Annotated in this window: 23 protein-coding genes and 2 pseudogenes; 9 read left to right on the forward strand and 16 right to left on the reverse strand. The window is 39.5% G+C overall.

Annotated elements, in window-relative coordinates; all coding sequences use genetic code 11:
- Positions 1 to 200: 200 nt before the first annotated feature.
- On the reverse strand, positions 201 to 539 hold the full coding sequence (locus EZY12_26165) for a type II toxin-antitoxin system RelE/ParE family toxin (GenBank protein QSX68058.1): 339 nt from the start codon (positions 537 to 539) through the stop codon (positions 201 to 203).
- A complete protein-coding gene (locus tag EZY12_26170; GenBank protein QSX68059.1) occupies positions 536 to 790 on the reverse strand; it encodes a hypothetical protein in 255 nt (84 codons plus the stop codon). The genes EZY12_26165 and EZY12_26170 overlap by 4 nt, the downstream gene beginning before the upstream one ends.
- Before the next feature lie 454 nt (positions 791 to 1,244).
- Between EZY12_26170 and psbB the strand changes: the two genes are divergently transcribed.
- The 5 genes from psbB to EZY12_26195 all read left to right on the forward strand — a co-directional run bounded on the left by psbB (position 1,245) and on the right by EZY12_26195 (position 6,553).
- Entirely contained in the window at positions 1,245 to 2,771 is a 1,527-nt protein-coding gene (psbB, locus tag EZY12_26175; protein QSX68060.1) for a photosystem II chlorophyll-binding protein CP47, read from the forward strand.
- Positions 2,772 to 2,869: 98 nt separating this feature from the next.
- A complete protein-coding gene (locus tag EZY12_26180) occupies positions 2,870 to 2,974 on the forward strand; it encodes a photosystem II reaction center protein T (protein QSX68061.1) in 105 nt (34 codons plus the stop codon).
- 583 nt (positions 2,975 to 3,557) lie between these two features.
- On the forward strand, positions 3,558 to 4,625 hold the full coding sequence (locus EZY12_26185; GenBank protein ID QSX68062.1) for a 30S ribosomal protein S1: 1,068 nt from the start codon (positions 3,558 to 3,560) through the stop codon (positions 4,623 to 4,625).
- Between the two features lie 122 nt (positions 4,626 to 4,747).
- A complete protein-coding gene (locus EZY12_26190; GenBank protein ID QSX68063.1) occupies positions 4,748 to 5,482 on the forward strand; it encodes an HAD family hydrolase in 735 nt (244 codons plus the stop codon).
- Between the two features lie 54 nt (positions 5,483 to 5,536).
- Positions 5,537 to 6,553, forward strand: coding sequence for a mechanosensitive ion channel (locus tag EZY12_26195; GenBank protein ID QSX68064.1), 1,017 nt, complete (start codon positions 5,537 to 5,539; stop codon positions 6,551 to 6,553).
- A gap of 87 nt (positions 6,554 to 6,640) precedes the next feature.
- On the opposite strand, the pseudogene EZY12_26200 reads toward EZY12_26195, so the two are convergent.
- From EZY12_26200 to psaA, 7 genes and pseudogenes are all read right to left on the reverse strand, one after another.
- Positions 6,641 to 6,928: pseudogene (locus EZY12_26200) on the reverse strand (hypothetical protein).
- Positions 6,922 to 7,248 (reverse strand): annotated as a pseudogene (locus EZY12_26205) (hypothetical protein). Before EZY12_26205 ends, EZY12_26200 begins: the two co-directional pseudogenes overlap by 7 nt.
- A gap of 29 nt (positions 7,249 to 7,277) precedes the next feature.
- Positions 7,278 to 7,883: a hypothetical protein gene (locus EZY12_26210; GenBank protein ID QSX68065.1), complete on the reverse strand. Its 606-nt coding sequence runs from the start codon at positions 7,881 to 7,883 to the stop codon at positions 7,278 to 7,280.
- Complete coding sequence (locus tag EZY12_26215) at positions 7,883 to 8,230, reverse strand: STAS-like domain-containing protein (GenBank protein QSX68066.1); 348 nt, start codon at positions 8,228 to 8,230, stop codon at positions 7,883 to 7,885. The genes EZY12_26210 and EZY12_26215 overlap by 1 nt, the downstream gene beginning before the upstream one ends.
- 16 nt (positions 8,231 to 8,246) lie before the next feature.
- Complete coding sequence (locus tag EZY12_26220) at positions 8,247 to 9,122, reverse strand: hypothetical protein (protein QSX68067.1); 876 nt, start codon at positions 9,120 to 9,122, stop codon at positions 8,247 to 8,249.
- A 146-nt stretch (positions 9,123 to 9,268) separates the two neighbouring features.
- Positions 9,269 to 11,500, reverse strand: coding sequence for a photosystem I core protein PsaB (gene psaB, locus EZY12_26225; GenBank protein QSX68068.1), 2,232 nt, complete (start codon positions 11,498 to 11,500; stop codon positions 9,269 to 9,271).
- 105 nt (positions 11,501 to 11,605) lie between these two features.
- On the reverse strand, positions 11,606 to 13,864 hold the full coding sequence (gene psaA, locus EZY12_26230; protein QSX68069.1) for a photosystem I core protein PsaA: 2,259 nt from the start codon (positions 13,862 to 13,864) through the stop codon (positions 11,606 to 11,608).
- 532 nt (positions 13,865 to 14,396) lie between these two features.
- Between psaA and EZY12_26235 the strand changes: the two genes are divergently transcribed.
- Positions 14,397 to 15,749, forward strand: a complete 1,353-nt coding sequence (locus tag EZY12_26235) for a hypothetical protein (GenBank protein ID QSX68070.1) — start codon at positions 14,397 to 14,399, stop codon at positions 15,747 to 15,749.
- Positions 15,750 to 15,899: 150 nt separating this feature from the next.
- Here EZY12_26235 and EZY12_26240 read toward each other — a convergent pair whose 3' ends face one another.
- From EZY12_26240 to EZY12_26250, 3 genes are all read right to left on the reverse strand, one after another.
- Positions 15,900 to 16,814, reverse strand: a complete 915-nt coding sequence (locus EZY12_26240) for a glutaminase (GenBank protein ID QSX68071.1) — start codon at positions 16,812 to 16,814, stop codon at positions 15,900 to 15,902.
- A 171-nt stretch (positions 16,815 to 16,985) separates the two neighbouring features.
- Positions 16,986 to 17,579 (reverse strand): hypothetical protein, encoded by a 594-nt coding sequence (locus EZY12_26245; GenBank protein QSX70843.1) that lies wholly within the window; start codon positions 17,577 to 17,579, stop codon positions 16,986 to 16,988.
- An 845-nt stretch (positions 17,580 to 18,424) separates the two neighbouring features.
- The gene (locus tag EZY12_26250; GenBank protein QSX68072.1) at positions 18,425 to 18,763 is read right to left on the reverse strand and encodes a hypothetical protein; all 339 of its coding nucleotides are present in this window, start codon (positions 18,761 to 18,763) and stop codon (positions 18,425 to 18,427) included.
- Positions 18,764 to 19,101: 338 nt separating this feature from the next.
- Between EZY12_26250 and EZY12_26255 the strand changes: the two genes are divergently transcribed.
- Positions 19,102 to 19,467, forward strand: coding sequence for a hypothetical protein (locus tag EZY12_26255; protein ID QSX68073.1), 366 nt, complete (start codon positions 19,102 to 19,104; stop codon positions 19,465 to 19,467).
- Between the two features lie 268 nt (positions 19,468 to 19,735).
- Here the strand turns inward: EZY12_26255 and EZY12_26260 are convergent, their stop codons facing one another.
- Entirely contained in the window at positions 19,736 to 20,830 is a 1,095-nt protein-coding gene (locus EZY12_26260; protein ID QSX68074.1) for a 3-dehydroquinate synthase, read from the reverse strand.
- 130 nt (positions 20,831 to 20,960) lie between these two features.
- Between EZY12_26260 and EZY12_26265 the strand changes: the two genes are divergently transcribed.
- Positions 20,961 to 21,056, forward strand: coding sequence for a cytochrome B6 (locus tag EZY12_26265; GenBank protein ID QSX68075.1), 96 nt, complete (start codon positions 20,961 to 20,963; stop codon positions 21,054 to 21,056).
- Between the two features lie 143 nt (positions 21,057 to 21,199).
- Complete coding sequence (locus tag EZY12_26270) at positions 21,200 to 22,435, forward strand: hybrid sensor histidine kinase/response regulator (protein ID QSX68076.1); 1,236 nt, start codon at positions 21,200 to 21,202, stop codon at positions 22,433 to 22,435.
- A gap of 84 nt (positions 22,436 to 22,519) precedes the next feature.
- Here EZY12_26270 and EZY12_26275 read toward each other — a convergent pair whose 3' ends face one another.
- From EZY12_26275 to bioB, 3 genes are all read right to left on the reverse strand, one after another.
- Positions 22,520 to 22,672, reverse strand: coding sequence for a four helix bundle protein (locus EZY12_26275; GenBank protein ID QSX70844.1), 153 nt, complete (start codon positions 22,670 to 22,672; stop codon positions 22,520 to 22,522).
- Positions 22,673 to 22,940: 268 nt separating this feature from the next.
- Positions 22,941 to 24,671 (reverse strand): EAL domain-containing protein, encoded by a 1,731-nt coding sequence (locus EZY12_26280; protein QSX68077.1) that lies wholly within the window; start codon positions 24,669 to 24,671, stop codon positions 22,941 to 22,943.
- Between the two features lie 276 nt (positions 24,672 to 24,947).
- Positions 24,948 to 25,952 (reverse strand): biotin synthase BioB, encoded by a 1,005-nt coding sequence (gene bioB, locus EZY12_26285; protein QSX68078.1) that lies wholly within the window; start codon positions 25,950 to 25,952, stop codon positions 24,948 to 24,950.
- Between the last annotated feature and the right edge of the window lie 48 nt (positions 25,953 to 26,000).

Consider the following 26,000-nt stretch of genomic DNA (forward strand, 5'->3'; position numbering starts at 1 on the left):
ACTAAGAATTTCCATTGATTAGACATGAATAACTCAGGTAGTTAAAGAATTACAACTATTTTATCTTTTAACGATACTATAAATTTTCCAGATAATTATGAAGCCATTGGCAAACACTTGAGAATAGAGAGTCTAAAATAAAACCTATCATTTCTCGACAAGCGATCGCGGAGCGCTGTTGTGGATGGAAGCCAAGAAGATTAATCCTCTACTTCCGGTTCACCGATTGTCTTCTGTGCTGCATGACGAATGTGGAGAATTCTCACCGTGGCAATAGTCTGGTCTTCAAGAACCGTGAATAGAATGCGATAGGTTTGTTTTCCTTGACGGTAAAGAAGCTGGCGAATTTCTTGGGTAAAGAAGGCATCCTCACGGGCGATCGCACAGCGCTGAGGCATTTTTTGCAGGGAGACGATTGCATCAATCAGTCCTTGATACCAGGTTTGGGCGCGTTCTCCTGTCGTAAACTGAGAAAGAATTAAGAAGGCAGCATCCGCTTCAGCTTTCGCAACACTAGAGAAATCAATATGGTACGTCATGCTTCCAGAGACAGTCCATATTTTTGGTTTTGTTCGGCAATAAAATCCTCTAAACTCGAAAATTGCCCTCTTTCAAAATCATCAAGCCCGTGTTGGATTCCCTTTAAAGCCTCAAAAAAATCATTATCATCCAAACTCAGCCCCAAAGTCAGAACCGCGATCGCCATTTGCGAAATATCTTGTCCGGTGCTTTCAGCCCGCTGTCGCAGCAGCCCCTCAATTTTCGGTGGCAGATCGAGTGTAATGGACATTGTTGATTTTTCCTCAGTGATACTGGTTTTATTATAGCGATCAGCTTCTTTAGGTGTTTTAGATGGGATATATTGCAGATTAAGTTAATTAACGTAAAGTTAAATTAATAATTATTGACAAAATTAAGAGATAGTGCTTTGTACTATATTCCAAATTGCTTTAAAGTAACGGCGATCGCCCAGTAAAACCCCAACTATAGAAACGCTTGCAAAGCGTTCCATCAATAGTTACAATTTTTAAAATATTCTCATTTTTGTTTAGCGATCGCCCCAACACTCAAATAGCTAATTCTTGACAAAAGAACTTAAACTATGGTAGTGCGTCGGTATTGCCAAACTCAAAATCAGCAATAATAAAACTCACAAGATACCTCTCATTAGCGGTTTCCGTTTTTTGGGAATCTCAGTAAGAAAATTGCTTTGTAAACATAACTATCCAGGAGGCTTGTAGTCAATGGGACTACCTTGGTATCGAGTACATACAGTCGTTCTCAACGATCCAGGTCGGCTGATTTCTGTCCACTTAATGCACACCGCTTTAGTAGCTGGCTGGGCAGGTTCAATGGCACTGTACGAACTAGCCATTTATAACCCTAGTGATCCAGTTCTCAACCCCATGTGGCGACAAGGGATGTTCGTACTTCCCTTCATGGCCCGTTTAGGTGTTACCGAATCTTGGGGCGGTTGGAGCGTAACTGGTGGCACAGCAGTAGACCCCGGCTTTTGGTCATTTGAAGGCGTTGCTGCTGCTCACATTGTTCTTTCCGGTTTATTATTCTTGGCTGCCGTTTGGCACTGGGTTTTCTGGGATTTGGAACTCTTTAGAGATCCTCGCACTGGTGAACCTGCGCTAGATTTGCCAAAAATGTTTGGTATTCACCTGTTCTTATCCGGTTTACTTTGTTTTGGCTTTGGTGCTTTCCACCTGACTGGACTATTTGGACCAGGAATGTGGGTGTCTGATGCCTTTGGTGTCACTGGCAGCATTCAACCAGTAGCTCCCGAATGGGGTCCGGCTGGGTTTAACCCCTTTAACCCCGGTGGTGTGGTTGCTCACCACATTGCGGCTGGTATCGTCGGTATTATCGCTGGTTTATTCCACCTGACAGTTAGACCTCCTGAAAGGCTCTACAAAGCCCTACGGATGGGTAATATTGAAACCGTACTTTCTAGCAGTATCGCTGCTGTATTCTTCGCTGCTTTCATCGTAGCTGGAACTATGTGGTACGGTAACGCTACTACCCCAATTGAACTGTTTGGACCTACTCGCTACCAGTGGGATCAAAGCTACTTCGCGCAAGAAATTGAGCGTCGTGTGCAAACGAGTGTTGCCGAAGGTGCAACTCTTACCGAAGCTTGGGCGAAGATTCCTGAAAAGCTGGCTTTCTACGATTACGTTGGTAATAGCCCCGCTAAAGGTGGTTTATTCCGGACAGGGGCAATGGTGAATGGTGATGGTATTGCTGAATCTTGGCAAGGTCACGCTGTGTTCACAGATGCCGAAGGACGGGAATTAACGGTTCGTCGTCTGCCTAACTTCTTTGAAACTTTCCCAGTTATTTTGACCGATAAAGATGGTGTTGTCCGTGCTGACATCCCCTTCCGTCGGGCAGAATCTAGGTATAGTTTTGAACAAACTGGCGTAACTGTCAGTTTCTACGGTGGTAATCTGAATGGTAAAACCTTTACAGATCCCGCTGATGTCAAAAAGTATGCCCGTAAGGCTCAAGGTGGAGAAATCTTTGAATTTGACAGAGAAACCTTGAAGTCTGACGGTGTATTCCGGACATCTCCCAGAGGTTGGTTTACCTTTGGTCATGCTGTATTCGCTCTATTATTCTTCTTTGGTCACTTGTGGCATGGTTCACGGACAATCTACCGTGATGTATTTGCCGGTGTGGAAATTGAAGAAGAACAAGTTGAATGGGGTCTTTTCCAGAAGCTGGGTGACAAGACAACTCGCCGCAGAAAGGAAGCTTAAAACTGGGATGAGGTGTGAAGTAGAAACATCTACTTCATGCTTTTTCTCTGGTTTGGTAAACTAAAATTACTGGCTCAATAGGCACAGATCTGAAAAATATGGAAAGTGTTGCTTACATCTTGATTTTAGCCCTAGCAATAGGTGTACTCTTTTTTTCGATTGCCTTCCGCGAACCCCCTCGGTTTGAGAAAAAAGAGAAGTAGGTTATTTATTCCCACTTTACTAGGGAATATATGCTAATAATATCCGTTGTTACTGATGATAGTAGCAACGGATATTTTAGTTTCAGTAGGGCTTGCATAAAAGAAAGCAATAGCGTTGATAGATAAAGGTTTACAGAGTTTTATCAGCAAACAGGTGCCAGATTATTGACAATAGATGTTTAAAACCCTTGCATTTTCACTCTTCAATAACCAGGTAAATTTGAGGACTCATTAACGGACCCGTGTCTTCCTTCTTCTTCCTTCTTCTTCCTTCTTCTTCCTTCTTCTTCCTTCTTCTTCCTTCTTCTTCCTTTCTTCTTCCTTTCTCCTGACTCGGTGACTCCTGACTCGGTGACTCCTAACCCATGGCTTACGCCACGCTACGCTATCACGAAAAGACCTATTTCTTATTGACTGCTATATATGATATAATTTTATGTCTGGAAGTTGATATGTGTTAAGACTAGCTATTTTAAGCTAGGATAAGACAGCAGTGTAAGTGGAAATTGTCCTCCCACTACTTACATATAAACTGAATTTATGACAAAACCTTTACGGAGACTAGACCCAGGAATACATTAGCATGGTCAATCAGAACTTAACCGCTACAGAAATTGGATTTACCCACGAAGATTTCGCTGCTCTACTAGATAAATACGACTATCACTTCAGCCCTGGTGATGTCGTACCGGGTACAGTTTTCAGTATAGAGCCGCGCGGCGCTCTGATTGACATAGGTGCGAAAACCGCAGCATATATACCCATACAAGAAATGTCTATTAACCGGGTCGATGCCCCGGAAGAAGTCTTACAATCAAACGAAACACGGGAATTTTTCATCCTTACCGATGAAAATGAAGATGGTCAGCTCACCCTTTCAATTCGTCGGATTGAGTATATGCGGGCTTGGGAGCGAGTACGTCAGTTGCAAGCAGAAGATGCTACTGTTCGTTCTGGTGTTTTCGCAACCAACCGTGGTGGTGCATTAGTGCGAATTGAAGGATTACGCGGCTTTATCCCCGGTTCTCATATTAGCACTCGCAAACCCAAGGAAGATTTGGTAGGTGAAGACCTGCCTTTGAAATTCCTAGAAGTAGATGAAGAGCGTAACCGCTTAGTTCTTTCCCATCGTCGAGCGCTCGTTGAGCGGAAGATGAACCGTTTGGAAGTTGGCGAAGTGGTCATTGGTACTGTTCGCGGTATCAAACCTTACGGTGCTTTCATTGATATCGGCGGCGTAAGCGGACTACTGCATATTTCCGAAATTTCCCACGAGCATATTGACACTCCTCATAGTGTATTCAATGTCAATGATGAAGTGAAAGTCATGATCATTGACTTGGATGCAGAAAGAGGACGGATTTCGCTGTCTACTAAACAGTTGGAACCCGAACCTGGTGACATGATCAAGAACCGTGATTTGGTTTATGATAAGGCTGAAGAAATGGCAGCTAAGTATCGGGAACAATTGCTTGCTAAACAGCAAGGTATTACTACACCTGTGGAAGCTACAGATGTGGAAGCTACAGATGTAGAAGCTACAAATGTGGAAGCCGTTGCTGAAGAAGTTGCACCTGTGGAAGCTGTAGTTGAGGAAGAAATTCCCGCAGCCACAGAGATTGAAGAAGAGATTCCCGCAGCTATTGAATAATAGATTGATAATTGTAAGTAATTACAACTCAGATTGTTAAAGTATATTAGGAAGAGGGAAAGCCCTCTTTTTTTTTACTTACAATCTAATATCTGCAATTAATATGAGGAGGGTGAGATATTTTGGTAACTATTAAATGTAAAAACATTGCATTTTCTAATATTGAAGCAATTTTATTTGATAAAAACGGGACTTTAGAAGATTCTGAGTCATATTTAAGAACATTAGGACAAAAAGGGGCGCGGATGATAGACGCGCAAGTTCCCGGTATTGGTGAACCTTTGTTAATGGCTTTTGGTATTAATGGCGATTTTTTAGATCCAGCAGGTTTAATATCTGTAGCGAGTCGCAAAGAAACGGAAGTTGCAGCAGCAGCCTATATTGCGGAAACTGGGAGAGGATGGTTTGAATCTTTAAAAATTGCCCGTCACGCTTTAGAAGAAGCAGATCAATATGTTGGTAAAACTCCTTCACCTTTATTTGTGGGGAGTTTGGAGGTATTAAAGTCTTTGTCAGTAGCGGGGTTAAAATTGGGGATTCTGTCAGCAGCGACGACTGAAGAGGTCAAGAAATTTGTGACTATTCACGAGTTAGGCGCTTATTTGCAACTGGAAAAGGGAGTTGATGAAGGTCCAAGTAAACCAGATCCAGCACTGTTTTTAGAAGCTTGTGAAGCCTTGGGAGTAGCGCCAGAGAGAACTTTAATGGTGGGCGATTCTGTGGGTGATATGCAAATGGCACGTGATGCTAAAGCCGCTGGATGTATTGGGATTACTTGGATTGGTAGGGCAGATCATGTTAAAGGTGCAGATGTGGTGATTAATCAACTTGATGAAATTCAGATAATTGGGGATTGAATTATTGTCTAATTTCACGTTGATGGAAATGAAAATATAAAAGAGGAGTGCTACATGATTCAATGGATAATACCGTGGATTATACCTGTGGTATTTATTCTAGCTGGCTTACTTGCTGGGATAATTGGCGAAAAAGTTATTTTCATAAAATTGAAAATATTTGTTGCTAATCAAAAAATTCCTGGTAGTGAAATTATATTTGAATCACTGCACAGAATGACCTTTATTTGGTTTGTTTTGGTAGGGTTTTTCTGGGCTATTCTCAGTTCTCCTATCAAGCCAGATATCACTAATGTCCTCCAAAAAATTCTCACTATAGTTTTACTGTATTCAGTAACTTTAGTCTTGGCTAGATTGACATCCGGTTTTGTACATTTATTTCTTTGCAGAACGGAAGGAGTTTCTACATCATTAATTTCTAATTTAGCTAAAGCTGCTGTTTTGGTTTTGGGAACATTAATTCTCTTACAAACTGTGGGTATTGAAATTACACCCATTATTACGACCTTAGGAATTGGAGGTTTAGCGGTAGGTTTAGCACTACAAGATACTTTAGCCAATTTATTTTCTGGTTTTTATTTAATTGTTTCTCAACAGGTAAGAAGTGGAGATTATATAAAATTAGATGATGGTAATCAAGGTTATGTCACAGATATTACCTGGCGTAATACTACGATCAAAGAAATTTCTAACAATGTCATTATTGTCCCTAATTCTAAGTTGGCTTCGGCAATTTTCACTAATTATCATCTTCCGGCTAAGGAAATTACTTTAACAATGAATGTGGGTGTAAGCTACGATAGTGATTTGGAATTAGTGGAAAGGGTAACGGTAGAAGTTGCGAAAGAAGTTATGCGGGAAATTGCACCGGAATTAATTGCAAATGAACCGTATATGAGATTTCATACTTTTAATGCTTATAGTATTGATTTTACTCTTTATATGCGTGTCAGTGAATTTTTTGATCAACGAATTGGTAAACATCTGTTTGTGAAGAAATTACACAAACGTTTTCAGAGAGAAGGGATTCAAATTCCTTTTCCTGTTAGAGATATTAGACATATTGCATAATTGTTTCTATGGTACGATAGAGGGTTTTATCTATTTTTGGTGCTCTTGGCGATCGCTTTTTTAGCTATTCTGATCAATTAACAATACTTGAAATCCTGGTTCTAAAGTATCATCTTCACAGACTTCATAACCAAGAGTTTGAAATGCTTGCCGAAAAGCGTTAATACTCTCCTCTCTAGGAACATCTGGTGGCCAATATTCTTCGTTTTGAGCATCTGGCCACCACCATGCTTGATCATATTCTGCTGCCCAAGCTATACAGTTATAGTCAATCGTATCTGGACTTGTAAGTTTATATCCGTAGACAATTAGGTTAGGAAAATCGCGCTCAACAAGTGTTCTTACATACCTAACCCAAGCATTATTACTTACCACTCATAGCCCCTTTGCTTACCCCATTCTAGCCATGCTTTAGTCATTTCTTTTGTATTTCCCCTATAATTTGGAGGTACAGGATCTTCTCGGGAAATAGATTTTAATGCCCAAAACCAACGTCCAGATTTTTTCTCTAATTCTCTGAGTAGTAAAGGTATTACAGCTTCATCCATGCCTATAATCTGTTGATATGCAGGGTGCATACACATTTGATTAGTTGATGATACACCACGATTTTCTTCACGCCACTGGTTAACAAGTGTAGTGAAAGTTGCTTCTATTTCCGCTTGTCTGGAAGAGGTTTGTAGTTTTTCCATATTATTTAGTTTTAAGCTACTCTCTTGGGCGACTACCTAACCAAAAGTTTACCATTTCTTCTTGCTGCGGAGATCGCATTATGATTAGCGGTAAAAACTTGAATACCAGAAACAGTTAAATAATCACTATCGTCTGTAATTATTTGCTTCACTCCAGCTTTATCCATAGCTTCTAATATGAGCAAGTCATAACCATCAAGTGGATGTGTTTGGAATCTTCTTCGTGATGTATTTGTAGTAGTTTCATCAACTATGATTTCCGTACAGGCTGCAATTGATATAACTTGACTCCAAGCAGTTTCAACCTCAGTTACAACTTTAGTCCTTTCTACTGGATAGTTATGGCGGTATTCTTTGGGTTTTAATGTAGGAGAAAAAATTACCCTTTCAGTTTGTTCAATCTGGTGTGCTAACTCTGCTAAAGAAAGACCACAATATAAAAGTAGTGATTCTGTAGATATGGCTTGTGCCAAATAAGAAGGATAATCCGTAATCTGATATGCTAGAGCTGATCTACTCGCATTAGTATAACTGTACCAATACCAGACGTTACTATCAACTAAAAAAAGGTCGTCCTGTTTAGGAGTGTCAGAACAGATATCAACTACTTCAGCTTGAACTATATAATTCACTGACATTAGAGGTTATTAGCCTGTTCACTTATTACTTGGTCTAATCTATCACGAAACTTAGGGTCAGAGTAATAGCGTTTTGAATTTTCAATCACCAGCTTGAGTGTTTGCCTACCAACTGGTTTAAGGTCAGAAAATTTTAATAAGCGGTTAAGATTGTCCGGTGAAATATCTCGCAATAGTTGTCCAATAGCAAAATTGAAAAACGGAGAAGCAAAAATTTCCACTCCGTTAAAGTCTAATTCTACAGGTTGATCAGCTTGTAATTCTGGATGAACTAAGTCATACACCTTTTGTCCATCAATAGGTGTAATACAGTTTTTACCTACTAGGGTTAGGATTTCGTGTTTCATCGTCTCAACCTCTCCCTTAAAAGAAAAGTTCATCGTCTGCTTCAAAGTCTAAAGTATAATATGATTCGTCACAAAGGAGTGTGATGTTTACCAGGGTTCCTGCAAAAAAAGTTTCTCGATTTTCGTAAACTTCTTGGTTTTCATTAATTATCGCATATCCATCATGACTGAAAATTTGAAGTTTTCCTTTATTTATTTGTACGAACTGTTTTAAAAAGTCAAGACCCATTCCACCTGTTACACTTCCAAGTCTTGTACTTGCCCCTGCTTGAAAAGCCCATTGTAAAGCTTGATCTGCTTGTAAGTTGGGGTTTTGTTGAAATTCACGTACATTGTGAGGTATTCCTAACCCAAAGTCTACTACAGTCAGTTTTAATTCCCCTAACTTGGGGTAATGTTGTCCACAGCTAAATATACCAATATCTGTTTTGCTATGCTCAAAAGCATTGGCGTAAATTTCCCAAGCTGTTCCTACAATACTTTGTTTCAACAAATCACTGATGCGAACCCAGCCTCTACCTAACCATTCTTCGGCTAGATAGTGAACTAAACTATCTCTATTTTGATATTTGTCTTCTCTGTAAGGAATAGAATTGCCTATCCAAGCTTCTTCCCCACTATTGAAAGCGTGTTTGAAGCCATTTTGACGCAAATTCATGCCAACATGATTTTTTACTGTGTCCCAATTAAAAATTACTGTACAGCCTTCAGACTCTATCAGTCTAGCTAAACCACCAATGAAGGCAACAGCGTTTTGTTGTAAAAAATAACACTTTGAAAAATCAAAAATTACTTCTTTTTCACCTGTTTGAATTTGCTGCCAAAGTCTAAACAAGTTATCAAAGTCTCTTGGACTATCGTTAATAGTGGGAACTTTGAGAATGAGACTCACAAATTTTTTTGAAAATTTTCAATTAAAATTATACCTCATAAAATCTTTAGGGGCAATTCAAGAATTACCATTACCTTTGAATCACGATAAAAAATCCCCCACCTTGCGGCAGGGGATTTTTAATTACTTACAACCAGTAGTTAGGATCAACCGAACTTACCAGCAGTAGAGGCAATGAGGAAGGCTGCGTAAGTGAGGATGTAGCCAACAGTGAAGTGAGCTAAACCAACCACACGAGCTTGAACAATGGAGAGAGCAACGGGCTTGTCCTTCCAGCGAACCAAGTTAGCAAGAGGAGTGCGTTCGTGCGCCCAAACCAAGGTTTCAATTAACTCTTGCCAGTAACCTCTCCAAGAGATGAGGAACATGAAACCGGTTGCCCAAACTAGGTGTCCAAATAAGAACATCCAAGCCCAAACAGACAGGTTATTCATACCGTAGGGGTTGTAACCGTTAATCAACTGAGCAGAGTTTGCCCAGAGGTAATCACGGAACCAGCCCATCAGGTAGGTAGAGTTTTCGTTGAACTGAGCAACGTTACCTTGCCAAATCCCTAAATGTTTCCAGTGCCAGTAGAAGGTTACCCAACCAATGGTATTCAACATCCAGAACATGGATAGGTAGAATGAGTCCCATGCGGAGATATCGCAAGTACCGCCACGGCCGGGACCGTCGCAGGGGAACGCATAACCGAAGTCCTTTTTATCGGGCATCAGTTTAGAACCACGAGCATCCAAAGCACCCTTAACGAGTACCAAGGTGGTGGTGTGGATAGCCAAAGCGAAAGCGTGGTGAACCAAGAAATCGCCAGGTCCAATTGTCAAGAACAAAGAATTTGTTCCTGAGTTGATAGCTTCTAACCAGCCAGACAACCAAACGTTACCAGCATTGGGGTAAGCGGTGTAAGCAATACTGTCGGGGTTAGACAACAGTACATTCAAGCCATACAGAGCTTTACCTTGAGCAGCTTGGATGAATTGAGCAAATACTGGCTCAATCAAAATTTGTTTTTCAGGAGTACCGAACGCAACAACTACGTCGTTGTGAACATATAAACCTAGGGTGTGGAAACCCAAGAAGAGAGATACCCAGCTCAGGTGGGAAATGATCGCTTCTTTGTGTTGTAACATCCGGTCAAGGACGTTACCTTTGTTTTGTTCGGGGTCGTAGTCACGAACCCAGAAAATTGCTGCGTGAGCAAAAGCACCAACCATCAAGAAACCAGCGATGTACTGGTGGTGGGTGTAGAGCGCTGCCTGTGTTGTGTAATCCTTAGCGATGAACGCGTAAGGAGGCAGAGCGTACATATGCTGCGCTACCAAGGAACAAACAGTTCCCAAAGATGCCAAAGCTAATGACAACTGGAAGTGCAGGGAGTTGTTGATGGTGTCGTAAAGACCTTGGTGAGGCAGGTTAAACTGACCTTCGCTTTTGCTACCAGGGATTAAACCGGCTTTGGAGTTGAGCATTTCTTTGATGCTGTGACCAATTCCGAAGTTAGTCCGGTACATATGACCAGCGATGATGAACAAAACTGCGATCGCCAAGTGGTGGTGAGCCATGTCAGTCAACCACAAGGATTCTGTTTGGGGGTGGAAACCGCCCAAGAAGGTAAGAATCGCAGTTCCTGCACCGGTGGAAGTTCCAAATAATTGGCCAGCGGTGTCAGGGTTCTGAGCGTAAACGCCCCAGTTACCTGTGAAGAAGGGGGTTAAACCTTCTGGATGAGGAGCTACAGTCAAGAAGTTATCCCAGCCCACGTGAATACCACGAGATTCAGGAATAGCAACGTGAACCAAGTGACCAGCCCAAGCTAGAGAACTAACACCGAATAAAGCCGATAAGTGGTGGTTTAAACGGGGTTCAGCACTCTTGAACCAAGAGAGGCTAGGACGGAACTTGGGTTGTAAATGTAACCAGCCAGCAAACAGGAACAATGCTGACAACAGGAGCAAACCAACAGAACCAGTATATAGTTCGGTGTTTGTCCGCATCCCGATTGTGTACCACCAGTGATAAACACCGGAGTAAGCAATGTTTACAGGGTTGCTTGCACCAGCTTGGGTGAAAGCTTCAATTGCAGGTTGACCGAAGTGAGGGTCCCAAATTGCATGGGCAATAGGACGGACGTGCAGGGGATCTTTAATCCACTGTTCAAAGTTACCTTGCCAGGCCACGTGAAACAGGAGGCTGGATGCCCACAGGAAGATGATTGCCAAGTGACCGAAGTGCGTAGCGAAAATCTTTTGGTAAAGATTTTCCTCCGTCATGCCATCGTGGCTTTCAAAGTCGTTGCCTGTAGCGATCGCATACCAAATCCGACGAGTAGTCGGGTCCTGTGCGAGATCCTGGCTAAATTTGGGAAATTTTGTTGCCATAGGTGTGATGTGTCCTCTGACCTTTAGCCATGTAATGTCAGCAAAATCTTAGATTTTGGATTTTGGATTAAATCTCAAATCCAAAATCCAAAATTATACTGATTTTTATCCTACTGCGAGGATGTGTGCGTGGAAGAATGCCCAAGTGGTGGCAATTCCTCCTAATAGGTAGTGAGCCACACCTACAGCCCGACCTTGAGTGATGCTCAGTGCGCGAGGCTGAATTGTTGGAGCTACTTTCAGTTTATTGTGCGCCCAAACAATGGACTCAATGAGTTCTTGCCAGTAGCCACGACCACTGAACAGGAACATTAAGCTGAACGCCCAAATAAAGTGAGCGCCTAAGAACATTAGTCCGTAACCAGACAATTCTGTTCCGTAGGAGTTGATTACTTGTGTAGCTTGCGCCCACAAGAAGTCACGTAACCAACCATTAATGGTGATTGCGCTTTCTGCAAAGTTGCCACCAGTAATGTGATTTACTGTGCCATCTGCATCTACTGTTCCCCAGACATCAGATTGCATCTTCCAACTGAAGTGGAAAATTACAATTGATAAGGAGTTATACATCCAGAAGAGTCCGAGGAAGATATGATCCCAACCGGAAACTTGGCAAGTACCGCCACGACCTGGACCATCGCAAGGGAATCTGAAGCCTAAGTTAGCTTTGTCTGGAATCAGACGTGAGCTACGGGCATACAATACACCTTTTAACAGGATGAGAACAGTAACGTGAATGGTAAAAGCGTGAATGTGGTGAACCATGAAGTCCGCTGTACCCAAAGCAATGGGCATCATAGCGATCTTACCGCCGATAGCGACAATTCCCCCACCAAAAGCATGACTAACAACTTGAAGAGCGTTAGGTGCTGTGTTGCCAGGAGCTAATGTGTGCAGGTTTTGCACCCATTGAGCAAATACTGGTTGCAGTTGAATTGCGCTGTCAGAGAACATATCTTGGGGACGACCCAAGGCCCGCATGGTGTCATTGTGGATGTACAAACCAAAGCTATGGAAGCCTAAGAAAATACAAACCCAGTTGAGGTGAGAAATGATAGCGTCGCGGTGACGAATCACGCGATCTAAAACGTTGTTTTGGTTAACAACAGGATCGTAATCCCGCACCATAAAGATGGCTGCGTGAGCTGCACCACCAACAATCAAGAAACCACCGATCCAAATATGGTGAGTGAAAATACACAATTGTGTTGCGTAGTCAGTTGCCAAGTAAGGATAGGGAGGCATCGCGTACATATGATGGGCGATGATGATTGTCAAGGAACCCAAGAAAGCTAGGTTAGTAGCCAACTGAGCGTGCCAAGAAGTGGTGAGGTTTTCGTAAAGACCTTTGTGACCTTCGCCAGTAAAAGGACCTTTATGAGCTTCTAGAATATCTTTAATGTTGTGACCGATACCCCAGTTGGTACGGTACATATGACCAGCAACGATGAACAGTACAGCGATCGCTAGGTGGTGATGAGAAATATCAGTCATCCACAAGCCGCCTGTAACTGGGTTTAAACCACCCTTAAATGTGAGGATATCAGCGTAAGCGCCCCAATTTAAGGTGAAGAAAGGAGTTAAACCACTAGCAAAACCAGGATAGAGTGCTGCCATTTTTGCCGTATCAAACAGCAACTCATGAGGCAGAGGGATGTCCTTAGCTGCTACACCTGCATCTAACAAATTGTTGATTGGTGCAGAGACGTGAATTAAGTGACCAGCCCATCCTAAAGAACCACAGCCTAGCAACACTGATAAGTGATGATTCAGCATTGACTCCACATTCTGGAACCATTCCAGTTTAGGAGCGCGTTTGTGGTAGTGGAACCAGCCAGCAAATAAGAACAAGCCTGCTAATACCAAGCCGCCAATTGCAGTTACATATAGCTGGAAGGAGCTTGTGATACCCCAGCCACGCCATACTTGAAACAAGCCAGAGGTGATTTGAATGCCGCGGAAACCGCCGCCCATATCACCGTTTAAAATGTCTTGCCCAACAATAGACCAAACTGTTTGGGCGCTAGGCTTAATGCCTAATGGATCAGCCAGCCAAGACTCGTAGTTAGAGAACTTAGCACCGTGGAATAACATTCCGCTCAGCCAGATTGTTACTACAGCCAAATGGCCGAAGTGGGCGGCGAATATCTTGCGGGAGATGTCTTCTAAATCACTTGTATGTGTATCAAAATCATGGGCGAGGGCATGGAGGTCCCAAATCCAGGTTGTGGTTTTTGGACCTTTGGATAAGGATCTGTCGAAATGTCCTGGCTTTGCCCATTTTTCAAATGAGGTAGGAACCGGGTCAATGTCAACAATCACTCTTGCTTTTTTTTCCTCTCGCTCCGGAGGACTAATCGTCATTCGACCTCCTCTCTATAAGGAATTGGGAATCATGAATACCACCTAGAATAGCACAGTCGCAGTTTTCAGATTTCTCTGGACTAGCGATGCGGTTGCCGTGTGGAAAAGAAAAGTTGTTTCTGTTGAATTATAGAGGGTGAACCTGCACATTGTTATAGACTTGTTAACAATAATTAAAGATAGCCAAGTTTATTGTCCAATCTACCTTGCAAATTCATACTCATTGTCTAAAAGTCAATAGTCTCTTCATTTAATTTACAAAGAACAACTATTTGGAAAAATTATGATTCATACGTAAAACAGCTTAAACCCTTGCTATTTAGCTATTTTCACCCCAATTGGGCGAAACAAAACCAAATTTCTGTCCTGAAATTAAGTCAAAAAAATCACTTATTTGGCATTGTAATCGAAGAAAAGTAAGTAAATTTATAACTTTGGTAGTAGATTTATGGTCTTAATCCATAGTCCATGAGTCATAATTTGCGTCACAATGATGGCGTTAATTGTTAAAAACTGTTACGGAATAAAAAACATGAACACTGGGTGCAGAAAATTTTTTGATCAACTTTTCTCTAAGAGATTCCCAATTATTAAATGGGTTGTCACATTAGTTCTAGTTGTAAATTTGAGCAGTTGCGTTGAAGCAGCAAACAGCCAGGAAGTATCTATCAATCCCTTCATGAAAGCAGCCCCAGCTTCAGAAATTTCTGGGACATTTTCAGAAGTTGCAGCGCCAGATGTGATCCAAGCATTACGTCCTAGCTTAGATGCCTATCAACCCCAAGTTAGTATTCTCAGTCCCCAGGTAGATGAAATTCTCCAGGACAATACAGTTAAAGTTCGGTTGCAAGTTAAGGATTTACCAATATTTAAAGATCCTCAATGGCAACTTGGACCCCATTTGCACGTAATTTTAGACAATCAACCTTATATAGCTGTTTACGACTTAACTCAGCCCCTGGTATTGTCTGATTTATCCCCAGGTACGCATACTTTACGGGTATTTGCCTCTCGTCCGTGGCATGAAAGTTTCAAAAATGAAGGTGCTTATGCTCAAACAACATTTCATGTTTTGACGAAAACCGAGGAAAATAACCCCAATTCTAAATTACCCCTACTTACTTATAGTCGTCCTAATGGTAGTTATGGTGCAGAACCAATTATGTTGGACTTTTATCTAACTAATGCACCTTTACATAGTGTCGCTGAAACTAATCCTGACGATACAATGAGCAATTGGCGCATTCGTAGTACAGTTAATGGTGAAAGCTTTATTCTTGATCGTTGGCAACCGATTTATCTCAAAGGCTTTAAACCTGGTAAAACCTGGGTAAAATTGGAATTCCTCGATAATGAAGGACAACCTGTGAAAAATGCCTTCAATACCACTATCAGATTAATTAATTACCAACCCAATGGTAAAGATACTTTATCAAAAATTGTCAGAGGGGAATTGACAGCAGATGAAGTGCGTGGCATTGTAGACCCAAGTTATACTACTAAGATTCCAGTTACGGAACCAACTCCCGAAACTAAAGTAAAGAAACAGCCAATTCCCGAAGTTAAAGTTCCTGAAGTTGCACCAATTCCAGAAACTAAAGTAGAGAAACAACCAATTCCTGAAGTTCAAGTTCCTGAAGTTGCACCAATTCCTGAAACTAAAGTAGAGAAACAGCCAATTCCTGAAGTTAAAGTTCCTGAAGTTGCACCAATTCCTGAAACTAAGGTAGAGAAACAACCAATTCCTGAAGTTAAATTTACTGAAGTTATACCAACTCCCGTTGCGTCTCCTCCAGCAGCACCACAACTAGAAGTAACAAAAGTAGAGAACTCAAATTCGCCTACTGAGACAATAGAAAGTTCCAAATCCCAATTTCAAGAATAATTTAGGACTTACGCATTGACCAAAAATATCAAATATGTAGGGCTGTAAAAACCACATTTATCGGCAAAAATACAATTCCTTGCAGCCGGAAATCAGGTATTTTGGTGAACGCATATCATGATTGATTTGGACAGTGCGTAAGTCCTACAATTAACAAAAAATACTCAGTTGCAAATTTTGAGATAAAGTTTCCATTAATGCCAAACCAGCTACAGGATTACCTGTAACATCTAAAGCAGGACTGTAGCTGGCAATCGCTCCCTGAGTTGGTATAATTGTGACAAGTCCACCACCAATACCTGATTTCATTGGTAAACCAATTTTCACAGCATACTCAGCGGAAGCTTCATATAATCCGCAAGTTAACATCACTGCATTGACAATCTGACGGTGTTTATTTTTGATAAAATCGCTTTCACAAGCTAATACTTTTCCCAGTTTAGACAAATCTTCTACACGTCCAGATATACAGCATATTTGCTCATAAACGTCAAGAGATAATTCAATATTATTTAAGTTTCCTGTTTCATAGAGATAGTTAGTAATATCTACATTTGTCTGAGAGCGATTATCACGAACTGAAGCTAGAATATCTTTATCTATATATAATTGAGTACCTGCTAATTTATTTAACCATTCACAAAACAATTGTGTACATTCATTGGCATTTTTTCCTGGTAACTTATCAGCGAGAGTAATAGCACCACTATTAATCATAGAGTTCCGAGGATATCCATTATCTGCTTTTAATTGCGTTAAACAATTAAAAGGCGCATTCGACGGTTTAACTCCAACCCACTGTAAAACCTGTTTTGCTCCGTAATGTTCAAGCAGATATAATAAAGAAAATGGCTTAATTGCACTCATGAAGGGAAAAACACAATCTGTATCTCCTAAACTGTAACTTTCTCCTGATTCACAACTTATGTGAACAGCAAACGAGTTAGGATTAACCATAGTTAATGCAGGAATACGTTCAATAACTTTTCCTTGTGCTGCTTGGGTTTTTGCTTGTTCTACCCAAATAGATAAATCATGTATATTGATGTTTTTTATTCCTAGCAAAAGCCTAAACCTCAAATTAAAGTATAAAAAAAGTCAGGATAAAATAGAGACTTCCAAATAAAAAAATATCCCAAAATTCCTTGTGATGCAGGCCAAACAGCCTGATAATAATATCAGGACGGGCAGGATGCCCATCCCACAAGAACCGCTGGATCTTTTTTGTGGAGTTATCTAACTAAACGAGAAATTACCACCAAATAGGTTGACATTAACATCACCAGCAACAAAACCAGTTATCCCTGATAATGTTACCAATAACAGACCAGTGCCAAAACCAGCATTACCACCAATACCGTCACCAACTCGTATTTGTGTAGAAGTTCCCGATGTTTTCACATCAAGATTGGTAATACCTGAAAAATTCAGTTTATCACCACCGATACCACGGATAAACTGAGTGACTGTATCTACTCCATCACCCAAAACGTAGTTAACGTTATCAATTGCATTATCATTCAATCCTAACGATAGATTATCATTACCCACACCACCAATTAAGATATCTGCACCAGCACCACCATTGAGGATATCGTTACCAGCACCACCGATAAGAACGTTAGCTGCCGTATTACCTGTAATAGTATTATTCAGATCATTACCCGTACCATTAATCGCTGTTGTTCCTTGCAAAGTCAGGTTTTCTAGAGTTGCAGCTAAGGTGTAAGTAATGGTTGTGAAAACTGTGTCTGTACCTTCATTGGCATTTTCAATGATGCTATCTCCTACATTATCCACATAATAGGAATCGTTACCAGCACCACCAATGAGGGTATCTGCACATTACTACCCGACAGATTAATTCGTTCCGTCATAATTATTAACCTTCTGAACCTTTATTTGTTATAGATTGACCAGAAATTCAATCGCCCACACGGGAACCATCAAGGATTTACCTATGGACAACGATAACTTATATACTAAATGTTTTTGATGCCTAATTCAATGTACTGAATAATATAATTTACTTACGCAGGATTTAATAATTGTGTCATCTATCCAAAGACGGATATTGAAGTAGGGGCGTATTGCAATACGCCCCTACTTCAAACCAAAATCCTGTAAATCGGTGGTTATCCTGATATGGCTTACATCACGCTACGCTATTAGACAAATAAATTCAATATGCGACGTAATGCACCAATATTAATTGTCTGAATCAGGATGTCCAGGATTTAAGGATTTACAGGATGTTAGTTTGAGTTAAGGATTTTTTTCAATGTAAGAATTTGTGTGATGTAGAGATTTTTGATTTCCTATTTTCCTGTAATTCTATATTAACTCACACACATTGAGAATTAATCATCAAATCAACATTGAAAACATCAAACTTCAAACCAAAATCCTGAAAATCCTCAAATCCTGGAAATCCTGATGCAGACAATTTCCATATTATTCAAAACATCAAACTTCAAACCAAAATCCTGAAAATCCTCAAATCCTGGAAATCCTGATGCAGACAATTTCCATATTATTCAAAACATCAAACTTCAAACCAAAATCCTGAAAATCCTCAAATCCTGGAAATCCTGATGCAGACAATTTCCATATTATTCAAAACATCAAACTTCAAACCAAAATCCTGAAAATCCTCAAATCCTGAAAATCCTGATTCAGACAATTTCCATATAATTATTGACATCATTCCCAATAACTCTGAGAATAGACATAAAGGAATTAGTATAACTACCAGCAGTAACATAACTTTGGAAATTTTGGACAGTCAAAGGTGCGCCAATTCCAGTTTGATTAAATAGGACAACATTGATAGTGCCATTACCAATAGTTCCCCCTGATGTATTGGCTAAGTTAAAATGAGCAACTTTCCCAGTTGTCAACGGGTCATCAAAGTAATTACTTAAATTAATTGTGGTATCTGGTGCATCAATATTGACAATTACGTTATTAATAGGATTAGTAACAATGGGATCAGGAAGGTTGTTAGTAGCCATGGTTAATTTTTTAGAGGTGTGTGTTTTTACAGTAATCTATACTCGGATTTTTAGCTACAGCAGTATACACTTAGGCGAGATACAGTCAATTAAATTACAAGCCTTGTAGGGGTAGGGTTTCCTCGCCCTCAATCGTATTTCATCTGAGTTAGAACCCCTATAAGAGACTTCCAAATAAAAAAATATCCCAAATTCTTTTGTGGAGCAGTAAGATCCTCAAACTTGTCCAGTGCTGCAACTGTTGAGCTTCTTCTTGGATAAGATAGACTGATTTATAACCAAGTTGTCGGAAAAGATAAATTGGTTTATTTTCTGAATTACAAGGTTTTTAAGCGTACATGAACAAAAGATTTATTCTAACTTTAATTTCTAGCCCCGTATTGTTTACATCCATGCTATCTATGGTGATGCTGGCTAGACCTGCTCATGCTAGTCAAACAATTGACGCTGGTGGGACTCATCTATCTTGTGTCATGTCTCCCCATTCAGCAACGCCGAAACAAGTATGTATTCAGGTGAGTAATACCCCTCCCTCTGTTGCAAAATTACCCATGCAAGTAGCACAAGTGCAAACAAATAACCCCAAGGAACTAGAATTCAGTGATGCAGAAAGCGATTTAGCCATCAAGTTATTTGGCTGTGATTGCCCGGTTTGTATCAATGCTGCCCGGCAATTAAATGGTATGGCTCCTTTGCCAGTTTAGCATAATGTGGTCTTAAAACGGGCGGGGAGACCCCGCCCCTACTTTAATAAGAGCGCTTAGAGAACTCCACAAAAAAGATGAACTGCTTGCAGCAGCGCTAGTTCCCTCCGGGACGCTCTCGCGTTTGCTATCCAATTTTGTGGGATGGGCATCTTGCCCGTCCCTGTATTGTATTATTAGCAGGTAAGACTTGTACTGAGCTTGTCGATAGCGTAGCGTGGCGTTAGCCATAGTATGCCTGCACCACAAGGAATTTTGGGATATTTTTTTATTTGCAAGTCTCTAACACTTCTCTAATTATCTCCGTTGGTACTTCGTCGGTAACTGTGACTGCACCAATTTGGGTTGGGAGTACAAAGCGGACTTTACCAGATTTGACTTTTTTGTCTAATTGCAAAGCATCAATAATTGCTTCAACATCTAAACCTGCGGGTATTTGGGTGGGTAAACCTGCTTTTTTGATTAAGGCGTTTTGACGTTCTGCATCTGCTTTTTCCCAAAGTCCCAATTTTACAGAAATTTCTCCTGCTGCTACCATACCAATACCGACAGCTTCACCATGTTTGAGAAGACGATATTCGGTTAAGCTTTCTACTGCATGACCGATAGTATGACCATAATTTAAAATTGCTCTGAGTCCAGATTCTTTTTCATCTTTGCTGACAACATCTGCCTTGGCTTGACAGGAATGAGTTAATATGCTGTTTATCAGGTCGGATTTTACATAGCGGAGTTGATCAAGGTGTTTACTTGCTGTTAGTTGAGTAAACAGTTCGGTGTCCCAAATGGTCCCGTACTTGATCACTTCTGCCATTCCTGCTCTAAATTCCCTTGCTGGTAGGGTTTTTAAGAGTTCTGGGTCAATTAAAACTAGACTAGGTTGATGAAATGCACCAATCAAGTTTTTGCCATGAGGATGATTTACACCGGTTTTACCACCAATAGCCGAATCTACCATTGCTAAGAGACTGGTAGGAACTTGGACAACATTGATGCCTCTTAGCCATGTAGCGGCAGCAAAGCCTGTCATATCACCAATTACACCTCCACCCAAGGCGACCATTGTTGAGGAGCGTTCTAGGCGATTTTCCAGGGCGATATCATAGAGCTTTTGAATAGAATTAAGAGTTTTGTAGCGTTCACCGGGGGGGAGATTGTAACTGACGACTTCAAAACCGGCATTTTGCAAAGATGCGATCGCTCTTTCGCCATAAAATTTAAATATCATCGGGTTAGAAACTAGCAATACCTTCTTACCTAGTTGCAAACTCGCCATTTGTTCACCCAGCTTATCTAAACTCCCAGGTGCAATAGTAATATCATAAGACTTTTCTGGAATGTCTACTTTAATTACAGAACTCATTCAACAACCCTAATATAATCACTTGTCCGCGTATTTTACCGCAATTTAGCAACCTCTTTTCTATTCCCTGTTCCCTTTCATAATTATTGATGATTGAATAGAAATAAGTAACTAATTTGGAGCAACTAACATGACTGGTGCAATTGAATATGTTGTATTTTTAGGTGTGTTTGTAGGTGTAGCTGTTGGATTGCTGTTTGGTCTACGTTTCGCTAAAATAATCTAATTCTGAAATTAGACGCTAATAAAACCCACACAATGTGGGTTTTATCCGGTGGGCAATGCCTACCCTACGTGTATTCCAAAAATCAAATATTAGTCCTATATTTTGTATTATTATCTAGCATTCACAGATGATATTTTTGGTCAATGCGTAACTGTTATCATATTAATAATGGTTCTTCAATACCTAGTATGCAAAATCAAGCCACTATTTTAGTAATTGAGGACAATCTCACTAATTTAAAAATTATTGCCCATATCTTGATAGCAGCAGGTTACAATGTGCTAACTGAGGTAGAGGGGTTAAATGTCATTGAGAAAGTAAATTCAACTATTCCTGATCTGATTTTACTGGATATTATATTGCCTGAAATCAGTGGGTTTGAAATCTGTCAGCAACTACAAGCAGATCCTTTTGCTCAGTCAATTCCGATAATTTTTATGACGGCCTTGATTGAAAGTGGTGATAAAATTAAAGGTTTGAGTTTAGGCGCTGTAGATTATATAACTAAACCATTTCAAAAGGAAGAATTGCTGGCTCGTGTCCGCACACATTTGCATTTGCGACAGTTAAGTAAAACCTTAGAAATCCAGAATCAGGAACTAATAAAAACGACGAAAGAATTAGAAAATAAATCTGCTGAATTAAAAGAATCCTTAGTAAAAGAAAAGGAATTAAACCTATTAAAATCGCGCTTTATTACTATGGCATCTCATGAGTTTCGGACTCCTTTAACCATTATTTCTTCATCATCGGCTATTTTGGAAAAATTTAGCAATCGCTTGACAGAAGATAAAAAAAATAAACACTTACAAACCATTCAAAATAGTATCAAGCATATAACCCAAATCCTTGATGATGTTTTAATGATTAGCCGGTCTGAATCTGAAAATATAGAATTACGTTTAGAATCATTAGATATTATCGTCTTTTGTAGTCATCTTAAAGAACAAATAGAAATTAGTAATCCACAATATAGAATTGATTTTTTATGGTATTTAGACGAAGAAATTATAGATAATTCTTTCATGGTTCAGTTAGATAAAAACCGATTACAACAAGTTCTTATAAACATTTTAAATAATGCTATTAAATATTCTCCTAATCACAATGTAGTTAAATTTATTTTGTATAAAGAAAATAATCAACTAATCTTTGAAATTAGTGATAGTGGTATTGGTATTCCTGAAGCAGATCAAGCTAATTTATTTGATTCTTTTCATCGTGGATCTAATATTAGTAATATTTCTGGTACAGGTTTAGGATTATCTATAGTTAAAAAATATCTAGATTTGCTCCAAGGTGAAATTAAGTTTAAAAGTCGAGTAGGAGAGGGAACAACATTTACAGTGAGTATTCCCTGTAAACAGCTACAGGACTAATAGACATCTGGTAAAAATTAAGGCTCTTCGGTACTTGTTATGCTAAACTGGAGGTAACAGGGAACAGGGAACAGGGAAAAAATTTTAATTTTCTAGTTTTTTAATAAGACTAATAATCATTCTGGTTTCTTCTTTTAATAAATTAAGAATCATTTCTACATCTTTTTCTGAACATAATCCTACTCGGTGAGATAAAATTAGATGAGTTTCTAATTCATTAACTATACATTTTGTAATATTGTTTAGTGAGCGTAGCTAATATAGGAGTCCTAGGAGATTTTTGAACGGAATTTTCGATAAAACCTTTATGAAACCGGATTGTAAATCTCAATAGGCGTTCAAAATTCAAGTCGGAGTCCTATAGTTTGGCATAACAACTACCGAAGAGCCGGTTTTAAAGACTTCCAAATAAAAAAATATCCCCAATTCTCTTATGGTACAGAGATATTGCTTCCTAATAATACAAGGAAGGTAGGATGCCCATCCCACAAAATTGGATTATATTTTATTTTTGATGTTCAGCTAGTAAAAAAATCTTCAAGTTTTCTATGGGTAACGGACGACTGAAAAAATAGCCTTGAATAACATCACAATGGTTTTGTTTTAGCCAATTTAGCTCCTCCTGAGTTTCTACTCCTTCAGCAATAATGTTGATCATCAGATCATGTGCCATCTGAATTATAACTTTTACAATTGATTGCTTATCCCTTAGCTTATCAATATTGGTAATAAAATATCTGTCTACTTTCAGGTTATTAAAAGAAAATTCTCGCAAATATTTAAAAGATGAATAGCTTGTACCAAAATCATCAATAGATAGCTCAATGCCTTTAGATTTGATTTCTTTCATCTTTAATTTCACTGTTTCAAGGTCTTGAATAAATACAGTTTCAGTTAGTTCTAATTGTAACTGCTTCATGTCAAAATTTGTTTCTTCAATAATTTCTAGAACTCGTTGGATAAAATTTTCTTGTTGAAACTGATAAGCAGATATATTTACAGCTAATTTAAAATTCTCAACTTCTTCTAATTCTAAATTTTTTATTTGTAAACAAGCGGTTTTTAAAATCCATTCTCCCAAGGGAACTATAAAACCTGATTGTTCAGCAATAGGAATAGATTCTGCTGGAGAAATCAAACCATGTTCAGGATGATGCCAACGGATTAAAGCCTCAACACCTATAGTTTTACCAGTCTTGGTATTGATTTGAGGTTGATAGTAAAGTTCAAATTCTTTGTTTTCTATAGCTGACAAAAAATCACATTCTAAAAGAACTTTTCTAAAGATAACATTGAGTATTTCTTGATGATAAAAATGATAACAATTTGTTTTGTCTAATTTATAGTGTTCTAGGGTTATTTCTGCATGAGTCAGTAGTTCATTTAGTTGTAACCCATCATGTGGGTAACAAGAAATACCAATTCTAGTTTGAACAGAGATTTGCTGATCATTCAAACCTATGGGTTGTGATAGACTTTCTAGAATTTGTTGAGCAATTTCGGCAACAAGTTTACTATCTTGAGTAGGCTTTAATAATAATGCCAGTTGATTATTTTCTAAATAAGCTATCAAATCAATAGCCTGATTATTCTGCTTTAGGTTATTGAGTCGTTCCCCTATATTTTTGCATAAAAAGTGTCTCAAACTTGGTTCAAATAATAATTTTGATTGATAGAGAATATTGATATCAAGTAGTAATAATGGTAAAAACTGACCATCCTCATTATAAACTTGAAGACGGGTTTGATGGAAATACTCTTCTAAGAAGAGTTGATTGGGTAAATTACTTAAGTTATCATGACGGGCTAGATGATTAACTTGAGCTTCCATCTGCTCAATTTTACCTTTGTATTGTTGGGTAACTATTTGACGTTTTTCTAATTGAGTTGAAATTACTTGGAGGAGTTCATCTAGTTGAAAAGGCTTAGTTAAATAGTCGTCTGCACCAAGTTTCATTGCTTGACGCAAATCAGCGTGTTCAGCTTTAGCTGTGAGAAAAATAAAGGGAATACTGGCAGTAGCAACATCTTGACGTAATGTTTTCAGCAGTCCATACCCGTCTAATAAAGGCATCATGATATCACAAACAATCAAATCAGGCTGATGTTTTTGCGCCATCTGTAAACCTTGCCATCCATTTTCTGCGGTAATAGCAGCAAAATCTTTTAATTCAAGAATTTGCTGGATATTTTCTCTGATATCAAGCTCATCTTCAACAATGAGAATCTTATACATAGGATTTTGCCTGTAATAAAGGGCGAAAATTTAGATTGCTTGTTAATCTTATTACGTAATGATACACTGATCCTATTTCTTAACACTATGGTACAACTGAGGAATTTTTTACCCAATTTAATTTAAGTAATTTAGTCAGTTATACGGACTGATATCCAAAAAAACCTACCGTATTTTTACGTAAATATTTGTAGGGTGTGTTAGGCATAGCCGTAACGCACCCTAGGTTAGATAAGTGGTGCGTTACGAGACGAGCTAACGCACCCGACGTACTTTTTATTTCACCATTACTGGAGTCGGGATTTTTTCCTGCTTTTGGAATGGGGGACGCATTTCCAAACCTAACAGATTCAACATTTCTTTATCAGCATCATAATCAGGACAGGGTGTGGTTACTGTCAACATTTTGTTATCATCGCTGGAGAAGATGGAATTTGCACCAGCCATAAAGCATAAAGCCTGTTCTACCTGAGAAAGTCTCGCTCTCCCCGCACTTAACCGCACGTCAGATTTAGGCATAATAATTCTAGCAGTCGCAATCATCCGCACTACATCCCAAATAGGGACATCGGGTTGATTTTCCAAAGGTGTACCGGGAACTTGGGAAAGAATATTGATGGGTACAGATTCAGGATGAGGTTGTAAATTGGCAAGAGTATGTAACATTCCCACTCTGTCTGCGACATTTTCCCCTAAACCGAGAATACCGCCCGAACATACGGTAACATTAGTTTGGCGAACATTAGCAATTGTATTCAGGCGATCGTCATAGGTTCGAGTGGTAATTACGGTGCTGTAGTGTTCCCTTGAGGTGTCGAGATTATGGTTATAAGCATATAATCCTGCATCTTCTAAACGCTTGGCTTGGTTCTCTGTCAGCATTCCCAAAGTACAGCATACTTCTAAACCCATCCCAGTTACGTCCTTAACCATATCCAGGACTTCATCAAATTGGGAATTATCCCGAACTTCGCGCCAAGCTGCACCCATACAAACGCGACTCACACCGCTTTCCTTGGCTGTTTTCGCAATATTCATCACTGTTTCTTTTTCTAACAGTGCTTCGGGTTTGACCTCGGTTTTGTAGCGAGAAGATTGAGCGCAATAACCGCAATCTTCTGGACAAGCACCGGTTTTAATAGAGATAAGCTTACAAACTTGTATTTGTTGCGGATGATGATATTGACGATGTGCAGTAGCAGCTTGATAAATTAGCTCTAGAAATGGTGTATTATATATCGTTAATATCTCTGTTGGTTGCCAATCGTAGCGTATTCCCACTGTTATTATCCTTTTTGTAGTCTTTTTGCTTAATTTTCCATTAGTATA

The sequence above is a fragment of the Dolichospermum sp. DET69 genome (assembly GCA_017355425.1).
Taxonomy (GTDB): domain Bacteria; phylum Cyanobacteriota; class Cyanobacteriia; order Cyanobacteriales; family Nostocaceae; genus Dolichospermum.

Bases quoted from the DNA above. Each gene is read 5' to 3' on its own strand.
- EZY12_26185 (QSX68062.1), top strand. From the start codon at position 3,558: ATGGTCAATCAGAACTTAACCGCTACAGAAATTGGATTTACCCACGAA.
- EZY12_26180 (QSX68061.1), top strand. From the start codon at position 2,870: ATGGAAAGTGTTGCTTACATCTTGATTTTAGCCCTAGCAATAGGTGTA.
- psbB (QSX68060.1), top strand. From the start codon at position 1,245: ATGGGACTACCTTGGTATCGAGTACATACAGTCGTTCTCAACGATCCA.
- EZY12_26255 (QSX68073.1), top strand. From the start codon at position 19,102: ATGAACAAAAGATTTATTCTAACTTTAATTTCTAGCCCCGTATTGTTT.
- EZY12_26260 (QSX68074.1), bottom strand. From the start codon at position 20,830: ATGAGTTCTGTAATTAAAGTAGACATTCCAGAAAAGTCTTATGATATT.
- EZY12_26250 (QSX68072.1), bottom strand. From the start codon at position 18,763: ATGGCTACTAACAACCTTCCTGATCCCATTGTTACTAATCCTATTAAT.
- psaA (QSX68069.1), bottom strand. From the start codon at position 13,864: ATGACGATTAGTCCTCCGGAGCGAGAGGAAAAAAAAGCAAGAGTGATT.
- psaB (QSX68068.1), bottom strand. From the start codon at position 11,500: ATGGCAACAAAATTTCCCAAATTTAGCCAGGATCTCGCACAGGACCCG.
- EZY12_26235 (QSX68070.1), top strand. From the start codon at position 14,397: ATGAACACTGGGTGCAGAAAATTTTTTGATCAACTTTTCTCTAAGAGA.
- EZY12_26280 (QSX68077.1), bottom strand. From the start codon at position 24,671: ATGTATAAGATTCTCATTGTTGAAGATGAGCTTGATATCAGAGAAAAT.
- EZY12_26165 (QSX68058.1), bottom strand. From the start codon at position 539: ATGACGTACCATATTGATTTCTCTAGTGTTGCGAAAGCTGAAGCGGAT.
- EZY12_26210 (QSX68065.1), bottom strand. From the start codon at position 7,883: ATGTCAGTGAATTATATAGTTCAAGCTGAAGTAGTTGATATCTGTTCT.
- EZY12_26195 (QSX68064.1), top strand. From the start codon at position 5,537: ATGATTCAATGGATAATACCGTGGATTATACCTGTGGTATTTATTCTA.
- EZY12_26270 (QSX68076.1), top strand. From the start codon at position 21,200: ATGCGTAACTGTTATCATATTAATAATGGTTCTTCAATACCTAGTATG.
- EZY12_26170 (QSX68059.1), bottom strand. From the start codon at position 790: ATGTCCATTACACTCGATCTGCCACCGAAAATTGAGGGGCTGCTGCGA.
- EZY12_26265 (QSX68075.1), top strand. From the start codon at position 20,961: ATGACTGGTGCAATTGAATATGTTGTATTTTTAGGTGTGTTTGTAGGT.
- EZY12_26215 (QSX68066.1), bottom strand. From the start codon at position 8,230: ATGAAACACGAAATCCTAACCCTAGTAGGTAAAAACTGTATTACACCT.